This window comes from Paractinoplanes ovalisporus (genome assembly GCF_016834655.1).
GTDB classification, from domain to species: domain Bacteria; phylum Actinomycetota; class Actinomycetes; order Mycobacteriales; family Micromonosporaceae; genus Actinoplanes; species Actinoplanes ovalisporus.
This window is the reverse complement of sequence record NZ_JAENHP010000018.1, coordinates 159020-173637: the sequence shown is the minus strand read 5'-3', so window position 1 is coordinate 173637 and position 14618 is coordinate 159020. Positions and strand designations below refer to the sequence as shown.

At 70.5% G+C, this 14618-nt stretch carries 12 protein-coding genes; 5 read left to right on the top strand and 7 right to left on the bottom strand.

Annotated features, from left to right (window positions below):
- Positions 1–2: 2 nt before the first annotated feature.
- On the top strand, positions 3–1340 hold the full coding sequence (locus JIG36_RS37745) for an outer membrane protein assembly factor BamB family protein (RefSeq protein WP_203381233.1): 1338 nt from the start codon (positions 3–5) through the stop codon (positions 1338–1340).
- A gap of 10 nt (positions 1341–1350) precedes the next feature.
- On the opposite strand, the gene prfA is transcribed toward JIG36_RS37745, so the two are convergent.
- Together prfA and rpmE are read right to left on the bottom strand one after the other, a co-directional pair.
- Entirely contained in the window at positions 1351–2442 is a 1092-nt protein-coding gene (gene prfA / locus JIG36_RS37740) for a peptide chain release factor 1 (RefSeq protein ID WP_203381232.1), read from the bottom strand.
- 82 nt (positions 2443–2524) lie between these two features.
- Complete coding sequence (rpmE, locus tag JIG36_RS37735) at positions 2525–2749, bottom strand: 50S ribosomal protein L31 (RefSeq protein ID WP_133874661.1); 225 nt, start codon at positions 2747–2749, stop codon at positions 2525–2527.
- A gap of 196 nt (positions 2750–2945) precedes the next feature.
- Between rpmE and JIG36_RS37730 the strand changes: the two genes are divergently transcribed.
- Positions 2946–3842: a phosphatase domain-containing protein gene (locus JIG36_RS37730; protein WP_203381231.1), complete on the top strand. Its 897-nt coding sequence runs from the start codon at positions 2946–2948 to the stop codon at positions 3840–3842.
- A gap of 3 nt (positions 3843–3845) precedes the next feature.
- Positions 3846–4463, top strand: coding sequence for an RNA ligase family protein (locus tag JIG36_RS37725; RefSeq protein WP_203381230.1), 618 nt, complete (start codon positions 3846–3848; stop codon positions 4461–4463).
- Here JIG36_RS37725 and JIG36_RS37720 read toward each other — a convergent pair.
- From JIG36_RS37720 to thrB, 3 genes are all read right to left on the bottom strand, one after another.
- Positions 4447–5613: a nitric oxide synthase oxygenase gene (locus tag JIG36_RS37720; RefSeq protein WP_203381229.1), complete on the bottom strand. Its 1167-nt coding sequence runs from the start codon at positions 5611–5613 to the stop codon at positions 4447–4449. The two genes, JIG36_RS37725 and JIG36_RS37720, sit on opposite strands and share 17 nt — an antisense overlap.
- 134 nt (positions 5614–5747) lie before the next feature.
- On the bottom strand, positions 5748–7754 hold the full coding sequence (gene rho, locus JIG36_RS37715; protein WP_203381228.1) for a transcription termination factor Rho: 2007 nt from the start codon (positions 7752–7754) through the stop codon (positions 5748–5750).
- Between the two features lie 326 nt (positions 7755–8080).
- Positions 8081–8992 carry a homoserine kinase gene (gene thrB / locus JIG36_RS37710; protein WP_203381227.1) on the bottom strand — a complete coding sequence of 304 codons (912 nt, stop codon included), beginning with the start codon at positions 8990–8992 and terminating at the stop codon, positions 8081–8083.
- A gap of 54 nt (positions 8993–9046) precedes the next feature.
- On the opposite strand from thrB, the gene JIG36_RS37705 reads away from it, so the two are divergent.
- The gene (locus JIG36_RS37705; RefSeq protein ID WP_203381226.1) at positions 9047–9406 is read left to right on the top strand and encodes a hypothetical protein; all 360 of its coding nucleotides are present in this window, start codon (positions 9047–9049) and stop codon (positions 9404–9406) included.
- On the opposite strand, the gene JIG36_RS37700 is transcribed toward JIG36_RS37705, so the two are convergent.
- On the bottom strand, positions 9386–10618 hold the full coding sequence (locus JIG36_RS37700; protein ID WP_203381225.1) for an MFS transporter: 1233 nt from the start codon (positions 10616–10618) through the stop codon (positions 9386–9388). The genes JIG36_RS37705 and JIG36_RS37700 overlap by 21 nt on opposite strands.
- 60 nt (positions 10619–10678) lie before the next feature.
- Positions 10679–13909: an efflux RND transporter permease subunit gene (locus JIG36_RS37695; protein WP_203381224.1), complete on the bottom strand. Its 3231-nt coding sequence runs from the start codon at positions 13907–13909 to the stop codon at positions 10679–10681.
- Between the two features lie 243 nt (positions 13910–14152).
- Here JIG36_RS37695 and JIG36_RS37690 point away from each other — a divergent pair, with 243 nt between their 5' ends.
- On the top strand, positions 14153–14614 hold the full coding sequence (locus JIG36_RS37690) for a MarR family winged helix-turn-helix transcriptional regulator (RefSeq protein WP_203381223.1): 462 nt from the start codon (positions 14153–14155) through the stop codon (positions 14612–14614).
- Positions 14615–14618: the final 4 nt, after the last annotated feature.

Here is a 14618-nt window from a genome sequence, read left to right as displayed (position 1 = left end):
TCATGAGCACGATCGAGCTCGGCGAGATCTCCTCGGCCCGTGACGGCCCGGAGCCCGCCGGCTCGCCGGGGTTCGACCGCCGGCTCGTCCGGAAGGTGAGCTTCGGGCTCGTCGCGGTTCTCGCCGTGGCCGGGCTCGCCGGTTCCGAGGTGCCCGAGCCGCGTGGTGTTCGTCCGGTGTGGAGCGTCTCGATCGAGCAGGCGCAGGGCACGACGCTGACCCGCGACGGGCTGTTCGTGCACAGTTCCTATGGCGGCTCGACCACGGTCACGGCCTACGACCTGTCCACCGGCGCGGTGCGCTGGCGGCGCGGCTTCGACGGCACGATCGGCTATCTGCAGGCCGCCGAGTCCGCGGGCATGCTGCTGGTGCCCACCGAGGGGCACGTCGTCCAGCTGCCCTCGGTCAACGACGGGTCGGCCTTCCAGGCCGAGTTCCACCGGCAGACGATCGCGATCTCGACCGCGACCGGCGCCGAGCTGTGGCGCACGGCCGGCGAGCCGTACACCGTCGGCGGCGAGACCGCGCTGCTCACCGAGTACACGGATCGGGCCGATCTCGCCCGCATGCGGCTGATCCGGCTGCGCGACCACAGCACGGTCTGGAGCCACGACACCCCCGGGGTCAGCAATCACACCGTCATTCCGTACGAACGCCCCGACAAGATCGTCACGGCCACCGACGCCGGGCAGATCAGGGTCTATGCGTACGGCACCGGAATGCTGGTCAGCTCGGCCCGCGTGCCCTGGGTCAAGGGCAGCCCCGACGAGGGTTATTTCAACGACCTCAGCGGCAACGGCGAGGTGCTGGTGGTCAACCGGTCACGCCGCGAGGTGTTCGAGATGAGCGTCTACCGCACCGACACGATGACCGAGTTGTGGCGCTCGCGCGACACCAACGGTTACGCGTTCCCGTGCGGCTCGGCGCTCTGCCTCAACGACGGGGGCGGTCTCGTGGCGCACGACCCGATGACCGGCGCCCGCCGCTGGCGGCTCGACGGCGCGGTCAACGCGTTCCAGGTGAGCCCCGACCGGCTGGTGCTCGGCGAGGGTCTCGACGACGGCCGCAACCTGCTGGTCGACGCCGAGTCGGGCCGTCCGGTGGGCGGTCCGGTGAACGGCACCCTGGCCTGGAACGACCCGCGGGAGCGGTCGGTGCTGCTGCTGCGCTCGACCGTCTCGCCCCCCGACCGTACGGCGGTGGTCCGCTGGGACCTCGGGACGGGCGAGCAGACCACGATCGGCACGCTCGGCGCCATGGCGGGCCGCCCGTGCTCGACCGTGCCCGGCTATCTGGCCTGCACGATCGGCGACCGCTACGAGATCATCGCCGTGATGTGAGGCCGGCCGCTCACGGCCGCCGGCCGATTTCGGACTCGCCGGCCAGCCGCGCCGCCCGGTCGGCCTCGGCCAGCGCGTCGAGCACGGCGTCGAGCTCCCCGCCGAGCACCAGGTCGAGGTTGTAGGCGGTGTAGCCGATCCGGTGGTCGGTGATGCGGTTCTGCGGGAAGTTGTAGGTGCGGATCCGCTCCGAACGGTCGACCGTGCGCACCTGGGCCTTGCGCGAGTCGGAGGCGGCCGCGTCGGCCTCCTCCTGGGCGATGGCCAGCAGCCGGGACCGCAGGATGCGCAGCGCCGACTCCTTGTTCTGCAGCTGGCTCTTCTCGTTCTGGCAGCTCACCACGGTGCCGGTGGGGATGTGGGTGATGCGCACGGCCGAGTCGGTGGTGTTGACCGACTGACCGCCCGGCCCGGACGAGCGGAACACGTCGATGCGCAGGTCGTTCGGCGCGATCTCGACGTCGACCTCTTCGGCCTCGGGCAGCACGAGCACGCCGGCGGCCGAGGTGTGGATGCGGCCCTGCGACTCGGTGACCGGGACGCGCTGCACCCGGTGCACGCCGCCCTCCCACTTCATGCGGGACCAGACACCGTGGCCACCGTCGGGCACACCCTTGGTCCGTACGCCGACCGAGATGTCCTTGACCCCGCCCAGGTCCGACTCCTGCGAGTCGATCACCTCGACGACCCAGCCGTGGCGCTCCGCGTAGCGGGTGTACATGCGCAGCAGATCGCCCGCGAACAGCGCCGACTCCTGGCCGCCCTCGCCCGCCTTGATCTCGATGATCACGTCTTTGGCGTCGTTGGGGTCGCGCGGGATCAGCATCTCGCCGAGCTTCTCCTCGAGCGGCGGGAGCGTGGCCGCGACCGCGTCGACCTCGGCCGCGAAGCCCGGGTCCTCGGCCGCGAGCTCCTTGGCCGCGGCCAGGTCGGCCCGGGCCGCCTCGAGCTCGGCGTTGGCGGCATAGAGCGGGGCCAGCTCGGCGAAGCGTCGGCCGACCCGGCGCACGAGGGCCTGGTCCGAGTGGATGGAGGGGTCCTCCATCCGCTTCTCGAGCTCGGCGTACTCGGCGAGAAGGGTGGTCAGCCGATCCGTGCTCATCTTCGTCTCCCGGCTGGTGAAAAAAGCTGACATGCGAACGGCGCCCGCCCCGGGGAACCGGGAACGGGCGCCGTTGAAGCAGTTACTTCTTCTTCGCGGCGTTGACCTTGGCGTACTTGGCCTGGAACTTCGCGACCCGGCCCGCGGTGTCGAGGACGCGCTGCTTGCCGGTGTAGAACGGGTGGCAGGCGCTGCAGGTCTCGACGCGGATCTCGCCGCCCTTGGCGGTGCTACGGGTGGTGAAGGTGCTGCCGCAGGAGCAGATGACCTCGGTGGTCGTGTACTCCGGGTGGATGCCGCTCTTCATGTAACTCGGTCTCCCTCAATGGAATCGGTCGCCGGGTCGCCGACTGTGCTGAGGCGTGAACCGGAACCTTTACTGGCCGATGTACTAGTCTGCCATGTCGCCGCGTCTTGGCGAAATCGGCGTGACCTGGGCTTCAACATAAGCTGCGGGCGGGCTATTCCCGGCGTTTTTGCCCTGCTTTGTCCGGAGCGAGTTGATGACACGACTTCTGATCACTCGGGGGCTGCCGGGGTCCGGCAAGACCAGCTTCGCCCGCCTGCTCCAGCCCCGCGTCGTCCGGGTCAACCGCGACGACCTGCGCCGCATGCTGCACGGGAGCCTGCTCTACACCGAATGGGCCGAGGCTCAGGTCACCCTGGCCCAGCGGACCACGGTCGAGGGGCTGCTGCGCAAGGGCGCCAGTGTGATCGTCGACGACACCAACCTGCGCACCGAGACCGTACGGCGGTGGGCCGAGATGGCCGCCCGGCACCAGGCCAGCTTCGAGGTGCACGACTTCACCGACGTGCCGCTGGAGGAGTGCATCCGGCGTGACGCCGGGCGCGATTCCGAGGAGCGGGTCGGCGAGGACGGCATCCGGCGCATGTACGACCGCTACCTGGCCGGCAAGAACCTTCCCCTTCCCATTCCGTACGCCGAGACGGGCGGCCCGGGTGTGATCTACGACCCGCCCGAGGAGTTGCCTCCGGCGATCCTGGTCGACATCGACGGCACCGTCGCGCTGATGAACGGGCGCCGCCCGTACGACTGGGACCGGGTCGGTGAGGACTCCCCCAACCCGGCCGTGATCGCCGCGGTGCGGGCCATGCACGCGGCCGGCAACGCGATCGTCTTCTGCTCGGGGCGCGACGAGGCGGCCCGCTCGGAGACCGAGGCGTGGCTGGACCTTTACGTGGACGTGCCGTACGAAGCACTATTCATGCGGCCCGCGGGCGACAACCGCAAGGACGCGGTGGTCAAACGCGAGATCTTCGAGAACGAGATCAGTGAGCGCTGGCGCATCGCCGGGGTCTTCGACGACCGGCAGCAGGTGGTGCGCATGTGGCGTGAGCTGGGGCTGACCGTGTTCCAGGTGGCGGAGGGGGACTTCTGAACGGTGAAGTACCCGCGTACGTTCCACCTGCCCGACTCGCCCGGGGCCACGGACGACGACAAGGTGCAGCACGACCTGACCTGGCTCGACGGCGAACTGGTGGTCACCGAGAAACTCGACGGCGGCAATCTGACCTTCACCCGGGACGCGATGTACGGGCGTTCGCCCGACTCCGGCACCCAGCCCTGGGACCGCCCGGCCAAGGCGCTGTGGGCCATGACGTCGTACCGGATCCCGGACGACTGGCGGGTCTGCGGCGAGTCGATGTGGGCCCGGCGCAGCATCCCCTACTCCGACCTGCCCGGCGTCTTCATCGTCTTCGGCATCTGGGACGAGACCGACACGCTGCTGGGCTGGGACGACACGGTCGACTGGGCGCAGCGCCTGGAGCTGCCCGTGGTGCCGGTGCTCTACCGGGGCGGCAGCCTGTCCGAGGCCCGGGCGGCGTGGGCGGCCCAGCGCGAGCCGGAGACCTCGGAGGGCTTCGTCGTACGGGCGGCCGGGCGCATCCCGGCCGACCAGTTCGCGGTCCGGGTGCTCAAATGGGTGCGGTCCGACCACGTACGCACCCCCGACAGCTGGCGCCACCGCGACGACTTCGCGGTCAATGAGTTCGCCTGACCGGGCACCCCCCACGGGCCCGCTCGGACGCCTCCTCGTCGAGGTAGAACGCCGGCCGCAGGTCCGCCTCGTCGTAGTAGCGGTGGAAGACCGGGGTGATCCCGCCCGACATCGGCGGCACGATCCACGTCCAGTCGGCGGGCACCCGGCGGCCGGCCTTCTCCTCGTTGGCGATGTGCTTGAGGAACCGCTGGGACTCGGTGTGGTGGTCGCTCATCTTCACCCCGGCCAGCTCGAACGAGTGCAGCACGGCCCGGTTGAGCTCGACCAGCGCCCGATCGCGCCACAGGGTCGACTCGCGGCTGGTGTCCAGGCCCATCCGATCCGCGACCACCGGCAGCATGTCGTAGCGGTCGGTGTCGGCCAGGTTGCGGGCGCCGATCTCGGTGCCGAGGTACCAGCCGTTGAACGGCGCCAGCGGGTAGTGCACGCCGCCGATGGTGAGGCGCATGTTCGAGATGGCCGGGACGGCGTGCCAGCGTAGGCCCAGTTCGGCGAACCAGCCGTACTCGGGGTGGGTCAGCGGAACCTCCCGGATGGCACGTTCGGGCAGCTCGTAGAGGCGGACGCCCTCGGACGGGGTCTCGATCGCGAGGGGGAGCACGTCGAACTGGTCGTTCTTGCCGCGCCACCCGAACCCCCGCATCGCGGCGGTGAACTCCTCCAGCCGCCCGTCGCCGACCGGGCACCCGTCGGAGCCGCGGTATCCGGCGTACCGGATCAGCTGCTCGTTCCAGACCCGTGCGAAGGGCTGGCCGGGCTGGGCGGCGGCGAAGACGCTGATCACCGGGCGGATCTGGCCGGCCCCCGCCGTCTGCAGGTGGTTGACCAGCAGCGAGAAGATCTCATCGGCGGTACGGGCCCGGCGCCGGTCGAGCACGACGAGGCTGCGCCAGTAGAGGCGCCCGATGCACCGGCTCGCGTTGCGCCAGGCCAGCTTCGCGCCGTACGCGAGTTCCTCCGTGGTGTGCACATAGGTGCCGGTGGCGGCGATCTGGGCCCGGACGATGGCCAGCCGCGGTTCGACCGGGCCGAGCCGGGGGTTCTCGGTGTAGCACTGCCGGAGAAAGTCCTCGGCCTCGCCCGGGTCGGCGGGCGCGGCCGGGTCCCACGGCTCCGTCGGTACGTCCCGGTAGCCTGGCACGTTCATCGGCGCCTCCCACCGTTCTTACATTTGGAATGGGAGGTTCGCATGACCCTGACCGGTGTCGCACACACTCCTTGTGCGACAAAAGGGGCGCGACCTCTCCCGTACGAGGGAGGGCCGCGCCCCAATTGCGACTTTTACTCGCCGGGCGTCGATTTCGCGATCTGCATCAGGAACTCGACGTTCGTGCGGGTCTGCTTGAGCCGGTCGAGCAGCAGGTCGAGCGCGGCACCCGAGTCGAGCGAGTGCAGCACCTTCCGGAGCTTGTGGATGATCGCCAGCTCTTCCTTGCCGAGCAGGATCTCTTCCTTACGCGTTCCGGACGGGTCGATGTCGATGGCCGGGAAGACCCGCTTGTCGGCGATCTTGCGGTCGAGCTTGAGCTCGGCGTTACCCGTGCCCTTGAACTCCTCGAAGATCACCGTGTCCATCATCGAGCCGGTCTCGACCAGCGCGGTCGCGAGGATGGTGAGCGAGCCACCGTTCTCGATGTTGCGCGCCGCGCCCAGGAACCGCTTCGGCGGATAGAGCGCCGTCGAATCGATACCACCCGACATGATGCGGCCGGAGGCCGGCGCCGCCAGGTTGTACGACCGGCCGAGCCGCGTCACCGAGTCGAGCAGGACGACCACGTCGTGGCCGAGCTCGACCAGGCGCTTGGCCCGCTCGATCGCCAGCTCGGCGACCGTGGTGTGGTCCTGCGGCGGCCGGTCGAACGTGGCCGCGACGACCTCGCCCTTGACCGAGCGCTGCATGTCGGTGACCTCTTCGGGCCGCTCGTCGACCAGCACGACCATCAGGTGGCACTCGGGGTTGTTGTGGGTGATCGCGTTGGCGATCGCCTGCAACACCATCGTCTTGCCGGCCTTGGGCGGCGACACGATGAGCGCGCGCTGGCCCTTGCCGATCGGCATGACCAGGTCGATGACGCGGGTGGTCAGGATGTGCGGCTCGGTCTCGAGGCGCAGACGCTCCTGCGGGTAGAGCGGGGTGAGCTTGTAGAACTCCGGACGGCGCCGGGCTTCCTCGGGCTCCATCCCGTTGATCGTGTCGAGCCGGACCAGCGGGTTGTACTTGTCGCGGCGCTGGTCGCCGCCGCCCTCGCGGGGCGTGGCCCGCACGGCGCCGGTGACCGCGTCGCCGCGGCGCAGGCCGTGCTTCTTGACCTGCGACATCGACACGTAGACGTCGTTCGGGCCGGAGAGGTAACCGGTCGTGCGGACGAACGCGTAGTTGTCGAGCACGTCGAGGATGCCGGCCACCGGGACGAGAACGTCGTCCTCGCTGACGTGCGGCTCGCGGCCGCCACCGTCGCGCTGACCGCCCTCGTTGCCGTCACGGTCGCCGCGGCCACGGCGACGGTCACGGAACCGGCTGCGACGACTCCGCCGGCCGCCCTCGCCGCCGTCGTTGTCATCGTCGTCGTCGTTGTTGTTGCGGCCCTGGTCGTTGCGACCCTCGTTCCGGCCGTCGTTGCGCGAGCGGTCCTCGCGCTGACGGTCCTCACGGGGACGGTCGTCGCGCTGCCGGTCGTTGCGCTGGCGGTCGCGGTTGCGCTCGCCCCGCTCCGGACGCTCGGTGCGCTCGGCCGTCTCGGTCTCGGCGGCCGGGGCGGCCGTCTCACGGGACTCGCGCGGCTCCCGCTCCCGCGACTCCCGCGGCCCGCCGTCACGGTTGCGGCCGCGGCGGCTGCCACCCTCGGCCCGCTGGCCCTCGCCGTCTCCGGCCGGAGCAGCCTCCGGCTGCGCGGCAACGGTCGGCTTGGCCTCGATCGGCCCGGTGGGGGCCTCGGCCGGGGCGGCCTGCACGGCCGGCGGCTCGACCTTGGCCGACGCGACCACGGGGGCCGTGGCGACGACCGGGGCCGGGGCTTCCGCGGCGGCCTTGCTGCTGCGCGGCTTCGGCGCGCTCTCGGCCGGCGCGCCTCCGCTCTGGCGCTCGGTGATCGCGGTGATCAGCTCGCCCTTGCGCATCCGGGCGGTGCCGGAGATGCCCAGGGACGCGGCGAGGCTCTGCAGCTCGGGCAGCAGCATCGCGGACAGGCCGGTGCCGCCTCGGCGGCGCTTCGTGGCCGTCGCGGTGGTGCTAGCGCCGGCGTCAGCGACGTCAGAAACACCCGACGTCACGTCGGTGGTGTCGCTCAATGGATTCCTTCCGTCGGAAAAAGCCCGAGACTCCCGGTTCTGCAGCCTGGTGGCCGGGAGTTCCGGTTACCCGCCTCGCAAAGCGGCGCGGGAGTTTGCAGCACGGCAGCCCGACGGTGTCCCTGCTAGTCAGACTTTGACGAGTAGGTCTCGGCGAGTGCAGCGATGTTCGATCTCTGCTAGGCGTGTGCCTGTGGAGAGGTGAGACGGCCGGCAAGGCCTTGGGAGTCTCGGGGTGCGCGCCGAACCGCAGAGATCGCTTGCTTCGCGGCTGTGCTAGGTCTTGAGCGTAGTCAACTCGTGCGACCTGCGGCAACAGGGCCCCGCTAGGCGAGTTCCACCATACTCCCTTTGACAAGAGCACCGGCGCCATCCACGCCCAACGACTCGGCGCGCCATTCTGTTCCGGGGTGGAAATCGGCCGGCACCTGGGTCAACGCCAGCACCGTGGGCCCCGCACCACTGACCACAGCCGCCACACCGACCGAGCGCAGCGACGCCACGAGCGACGCCGTGCCCGGCATGCCCTCGGCCCGGTAGCCCTGGTGCAGCCGGTCTTCGGTGGCCGCCCACAGCAGGCTGGGATCGCTGGTCAGGGCGTGGGTCAGCAGCGCGGCCCGGCCGGCGTTGAACGAGGCGTCGGCGTGCGGCACGGTCGGCGGAAGGGCCGCGCGCGCCGAGGACGTGTATCCGCGCTCGGCCGGGATGAAGACTGTCGGATTTACGTTCGCGGCCGGCGCCAGCCGCACGGCCCGGGCCCCCGGCCCCTCGGTCCAGGCGATGGTGAACCCGCCCAGCAGGCAGGGAGCGACGTTGTCGGGGTGGCCCTCGAGCCGGCCCGCGATGCGCAGCGCGGCCTCGTCGTCGATCCGGCTCAGGCCCCCCGCCACCAGGCCACGGGCCAGCTGGACGCCGCCGACGATGGCGGCCGAGGACGACCCGAGACCGCGGGCCTGCGGGATGCGGTTGACACACTCCACGGCCAGACCGGGCGGGCGCTCGCCGAACTCGTCGAACGTCGCCAGCATCGCCCGCACCACGAGATGCGTCTCGTCACCGGGCAGCTCACCCGCGCCCTCGCCGGTCACGGTCACGGTGCAGCCGCTCCCGGTGACCCGGGCGCTCAGATCGTCGTAGAGGGTCAGCGCGAGACCCAGCGCGTCGAAGCCCGGACCGAGGTTGGCGCTGGTCGCCGGCGTGCGCACGGACACCGGCTCGGTGGCGAAGGTCAGGCCCATCGCCACATGTTAGGTCTTGATCTTTTGTCATATGCCCCCGGTACGTTCGGCGTCGTGATTGCTCTGGGCTCCTTCATCGGGTTCTTCGTGGTGCAGCTCCCGGTCATCGCCGTGCTGGTCGGCGGTCTGGTCGTGCTCGCCTCGCCACAGCGCCGGCTGCCCGGCCGCAGCCAGACGCTGGCCCGGGCCGGCCTGGTCGTGCTGCTCAGCCAGGCTCTGGCGTCGGTCGCGTGGAACATCACGTTCACCCAGATCATCGGCCGCTCCGGCTGGTCGGCGGCCCAGTTCGGCCTGATCAGCAGCGTGGTCGGGCTCATGCTGGCGGTGGTCTTCGCGGGCGGGCTGGGCCTGCTGGTGGGCGCGTTCGCGATCCTCCGGGCCGAGTCGGCGCGGTCACCGGGTGGTGATCACTGACGGCCCGGCCGGGGCCATCCGCCGCGTCGCGATCCGCCAGCCGATCGCGTAGACCAGCGTGACCAGGCCACAGCCGGCCAGGATCACCCGCTCGTCGACCAGGTCGACCACGGCGGTCGCACCCAGCTGACTGAGCGCGATGGCCAGCGTCGCGAGCATCAGATCGGTGGAGAAGACCCGCCCGCGCAGCCGGTCGGGCACCTCACCCTGCAGCGCGTAGTTCGACAGGGTCCAGTTGGCGCCGCCCGCGAGATGCGCGACGAAGACCAGCAGCAGCACGACCGGGAACCACGGGGCGACGGCCACACCGAGGTAGCCGAGGCCGTAGAGCGACATCGAGAGCGCGAGCCCGGGGAAGAGCCACGAGCGCCGGCGGATCACCGGGCCCAGCACGAACGGGCCGGCCAGCGCGCCCGCCCCGCGTACGGCGAAAAGGAGGCCCGCGCCCAGCACCCCGGCGCCGTGCATGGCGGCGATCAGCGGGAAGACGGTCAGCACGCCGTTGCCCAGGCCGGCCGCCATCTTCACGGTCACCAGGGCCCGGATGCGCGGGTTCTGCCGCAGATAGCCGAACGACTCGCGCAGCGCGTGCCGGGTGCGTGGCGCCGGCGTGTCCGTCTCCCGCTCGGCCTGCAGCGGGCGGCGGATCGTGGCGGTGACCGCGGCGCCCATGAGCAGCAGAGCGGCGGTGACCCCGAAGCAGACGTACGGGCCGAAGGCCGCGCCCACCACGCCGCCGAGCGAGGCCCCGACGATCGTCATCGTGCCCCAGGCCGAGCCTGACACGGTGTTGGCGGCGGCCAGGTCGGCCTTGTCCACCACGTTGGGCAGCGCGGCCGAGGCGGCGGGTGAATAGAACGCCTTGGCCACGGCCATCGCCCCGATCGCGACGAGGGCGAGCGGGGCCGTGGCCGGTGAGCGGACGGTGAAAAGAAGGAGAACAGCGGCGAACGCGGCCAGGTTCGCCACGATGAGGATCTTCCGCCGGTCGAACCGGTCGGCGATCGTGCCGGTGTAGGGCAGAAGCAGCGCGTTGATGCCGGTGTCGGCGGCGAGCACCAGGCCGCCCCACACGCCGCTGCCGGTGAGCTCGGGCAGCAGCACGAGCAGCGGAACCATCACGAACCAGTCGGCGCCGAAGACCACGAGCTCGGCCGCGAAGAGCCGACGGAAATCCCGGTTGCCGGTAACGACCGAAAACGCTGTTGCCACGTACGGGGACGTTACCCCGGGCGACCTTGACCGGCCGCCCGGGGAACGAGGGAACTGCTGTCAGGCGGTGTCGGGACGCTTCGGCATCTTGAGCACCTCGAACTGGTCGGTGTAGCCGCGGAGCGCGCCGCTCGGCTGCGGCTTCGGCTCCTCCTCACGCTCCTCGTCGTCCGGCGCCGGGGCGTCGGCCGGCGTGTCGTCGGCCGGCACCGGGGCGCCGCCCCGCTTGGCGATCCGCTTGAGGCGCCGCTTCTCCTTGCTGTTCTCGACCATGGTGTAGAGCGTCGGCACCAGCACCAGCGTGAGCAGCGTCGAGCTGACCAGGCCGCCGATGACCACAATGGCCAGTGGCTGCGAGATGAAGCCGCCCTCGCCGGTGAGGCCGAGGGCCATCGGGATCAGCGCGAAGATGGTCGCGATGGCGGTCATGAGGATCGGCCGCAGACGGTGCCGGCCGCCCTCGATCACCGCTTCCTGCACGCCCATGCCGGCCGCGCGGTAGTGATTGATCAGATCCATCAGCACGATGGCATTTGTCACAACGATGCCGACGAGCATCAATACACCGATCAGCGCCGGTACGCCGAGCGGGGTGCCGGTGATCAGCAGCAGCGCGATCGCGCCGGTCGCCGCGAACGGGATCGACACCAGCAGGATCACCGGCTGGATCAGGCTGCGGAACGTCGCCACCATGATGATGAAGACGATCGCGATGGCGGCCAGCACGGCCAGCCCCAGCTGCTGGAACGCCTCGGCCTGGTCGGCGCTGGTGCCGCCGATGGTCGCGGTGGCGCCGGCCGGCAGGGTCAGGTCGTCGAGCTTGCTCTGCAGGTCGCGGGTGGCGGCGCCGAGGTCGGAGCCGGTCGCCGTGCCGGTCACGGAGACCGTGCGGTCGCCGTCGATGCGGGTGACCTCCTCGGGCCCGTTGACCTCCTTGACGTCGGCCAGCGTGCTCAGCGGCACCGGGCCGCGGGCCGTGGTGATCGGCATCTTCCGCAGCGCCTCCGGGTCGGCCGGGGCCGAGCCGAACGAGATCACGACATCTTGCGAGGAGCCGTCGACGCTCATCGAGCCGGCCGGGGCCGACCGGAAGGCGCCGGCCACGCTCTGGGCGATCCCGGCCTCGGTCAGCCCGTACGAGGCGGCGACCTCGCGCTTCACCGTCACGTCGAGCCGCGGGACGCTGGCCGCGAGCGAGCTCTTGACCTCGACCAGGCCCGCGGTGCCGGACATGGCCTGCTGGACCTGCTCGGTGGCCTGGGTCAGCGCGTCGGTGTCGGCCGCCTTGACCTGCACGGTCAGCTCGTTGCCGCCGCCCAGACCGGAGCTGTCGCCGCCGACGCTGACCTCACCGATCCCGTTCATCGCGGCGAACTTGTCACGCAGCTCGTCGGTGAGCTTCACCGAGTCGACGTCCTCGTCGAGACCGACGTTGAAGCTGGCCGCGCTGGCGCCGCCGCCACCGACGAACGGGTTGAAGTCGCCGCCGCTGCCGAGCGACACCTGGTAGGTCTTGACGCCCTCGGTGTCGGCCAGCACCTGCTCGACCTGCTTGGCCGCGGCATTGGTGGCGGCCAGGTTGGTGCCGACCGGCATCTCCTGCGTGATCGACAGCGAGTCCTGGCCGGACTGGTCGATGAAGTTGGTCTCGAGCCGGGACGCCAGGCCGAGCGTGCCGATCAGCACGACCAGGCCGATCGCCAGGGTGGTCCAGCGCCGCTTGGTCGCGAACCGGATGACCGGCAGATAGCCGCGCTGCAGCGGGCTGCGGAGCTCCTTCTCCTCGGCCGCCTTGCGGGTCGCCTCGGAGTCGGCGCCCTCGGGCGGCGGCTTGAGGAACCAGTAGGCCAGCACCGGCACCACCGTCAGGGCCACGAACAGCGAGGCCAGCAGGGCCACGGTGACGGTGATGGCGAACGACGAGAAGATCTGACCGACCAGACCGCCGACCAGGGCGATCGGGGCGAACACGGCCACCGTGGTCAGGGTGGACGCGGTCACCGCGCCGGAGACCTCACGGACGGCCGAGATGATCGCGTGGACCTTCGGTTCCCCGTACTCGAGATGTCTCTTGATGTTCTCCAGGACGACGATCGAGTCGTCCACCACGCGCCCGACCGCGATGGTCAGCGCGCCCAGGGTGAGCAGGTTGAGGGTGTAGTCGCCGGTCCAGAGCGCGATCAGGGCGATCAGCACCGACAGCGGGATCGACACGGCCGTGACCAGCGTCGAGCGGATCGAGAGCAGGAAGACCAGGATGACGATCACGGCCATGACCAGACCGAGCAGACCCTCGGTGGTGAGGCTCTCGATCGAGCGCTCGACGAACGGCGCCTGGTCGACCACCACGGTCAGGGTGGCGCCGGAGGCCTTCTGCAGGTCGGCCAGCTTGTCGCGCACCTCGTGCGAGATCTCGACCGGGTTGCCGTCGGGCCGGGCGGTGACCGCGATGCCCAGGCTGTCGACGCCGTCGGTGCGGGTGTAGGACGTGGCGGCGGGCAGCTTGCTCTCGACCGTGGCGACCGAGCCGAGCTGCACCGGGCCCTTGGAACCGGTGAGGTAGACCTGCTTGAGCTGGTCGACCGAGGTGAGCGCCGAGCCCACCTGCACCGACAACGACCGGCTGCCCTCGGTGACCGCGCCCGCCGGCACCGAGATGCCGTTCTGCTGCAGCACGGTGGTGATCGCCTGCGGGGTGACCCCGGCCGCGGTCAGCTTGGCCAGGTCGGGCGTGATCACGACCTGGGCCTCGCGGGCGCCCGTGACCTGCGTGTCGCGGACGCCGTCGATCGCGTTGAGCTCGGGCACCACGGTGTCGTTGAGCCGCTCGAGCAGCGCGCTCTCGTCACCGCCGCCACCCGACGCGGCCAGCACGATCGCCGGGATGTCGTCGGTGCCGCCCGCGAAGATCGTCGGGGTGACGTTGTCGGGCAGGGTCGGCTGGATCCGGTTCACCGCGGTGGTGAGCTGGTTGACGGCCGAGTCGACGTCGGTGCCGTAGACGAACATGACGGTCACGGTCGCCAGGCCCTCGCGGGTGCTGGACGTGACGCTGTCGATGCCGTCGAGGCCCTTCGCGGCGTCCTCGAGCGGTTCGGTGATCTGGTCCTGGATGATCTCCGGGCCGGCGCCCGGCAGGGTCGCGGTCACGAAGGCCGCGGGGAACTCGATCGACGGGAACAGCTGCTGTTTCAGCGATGGGATGGCGACGAGGCCGAAGCCGGCGACGATGATGGCGATCAGGGCGACGAGGCCTCGGTTGGCGAGGCTCAGCCGGGTCAGGAATGACATGTGCGCTCCCCCGGTAAAAGTTCGTCCAGCATAAATATTTTGCCCGACACGAACAAATGGTTTTCCGCCGGGGCGCGCTGGTAGCGTCCGACTCGAAAGACCGCCCCTGTTCCGGTTCGGGTGGCGGGCGAGGTGGTCGGACGGGGACGCAGGCCGGCCATCACCGCGACACAGAGAGCTCCGCGACGGATGGACGCAGATCGGTCATCCCATCTCGAGCGCGTCACAGAGGAGGGGTCCGCGATGGCCGACAAAGAACAGCTCATCGCGGACATTATGGGCGCGCAGGAGCGGCTGAAGGATCTGATTGCGGAGGACCGAGAGGATCCTCTCTTCTCCTCGCACCTGACCCTGTCGCAGCTCAAAATCCTCATGCTGCTCGCCCGCCACGGCAGTGTCTCGGGCAGTGAGCTGGCCGGAATGCTCGGGATCGGCGCGGCCGCGCTGACCGGCATGGTCGACCGGCTCGTGGTGCAGGACCTGGTGGCCCGCGCGGAAGATCCGCACGACCGGCGCGTACGCCGGATCGCGCTGACACGCACGGGCCGCGATCTCATCGGGAGCATCTTCAACGCCGGGGACGAGAAGATGCGCGCGCTCCTCAGCCGCCTCTCAGCCGAGGAGCTCGATCTGGTCGCTCAGGCGACGGCGCTGATCATCAAGGCGGCCGAGGCCGGCGAAGCCGGCGAGGCCGGCGAGGCCTAGCCCC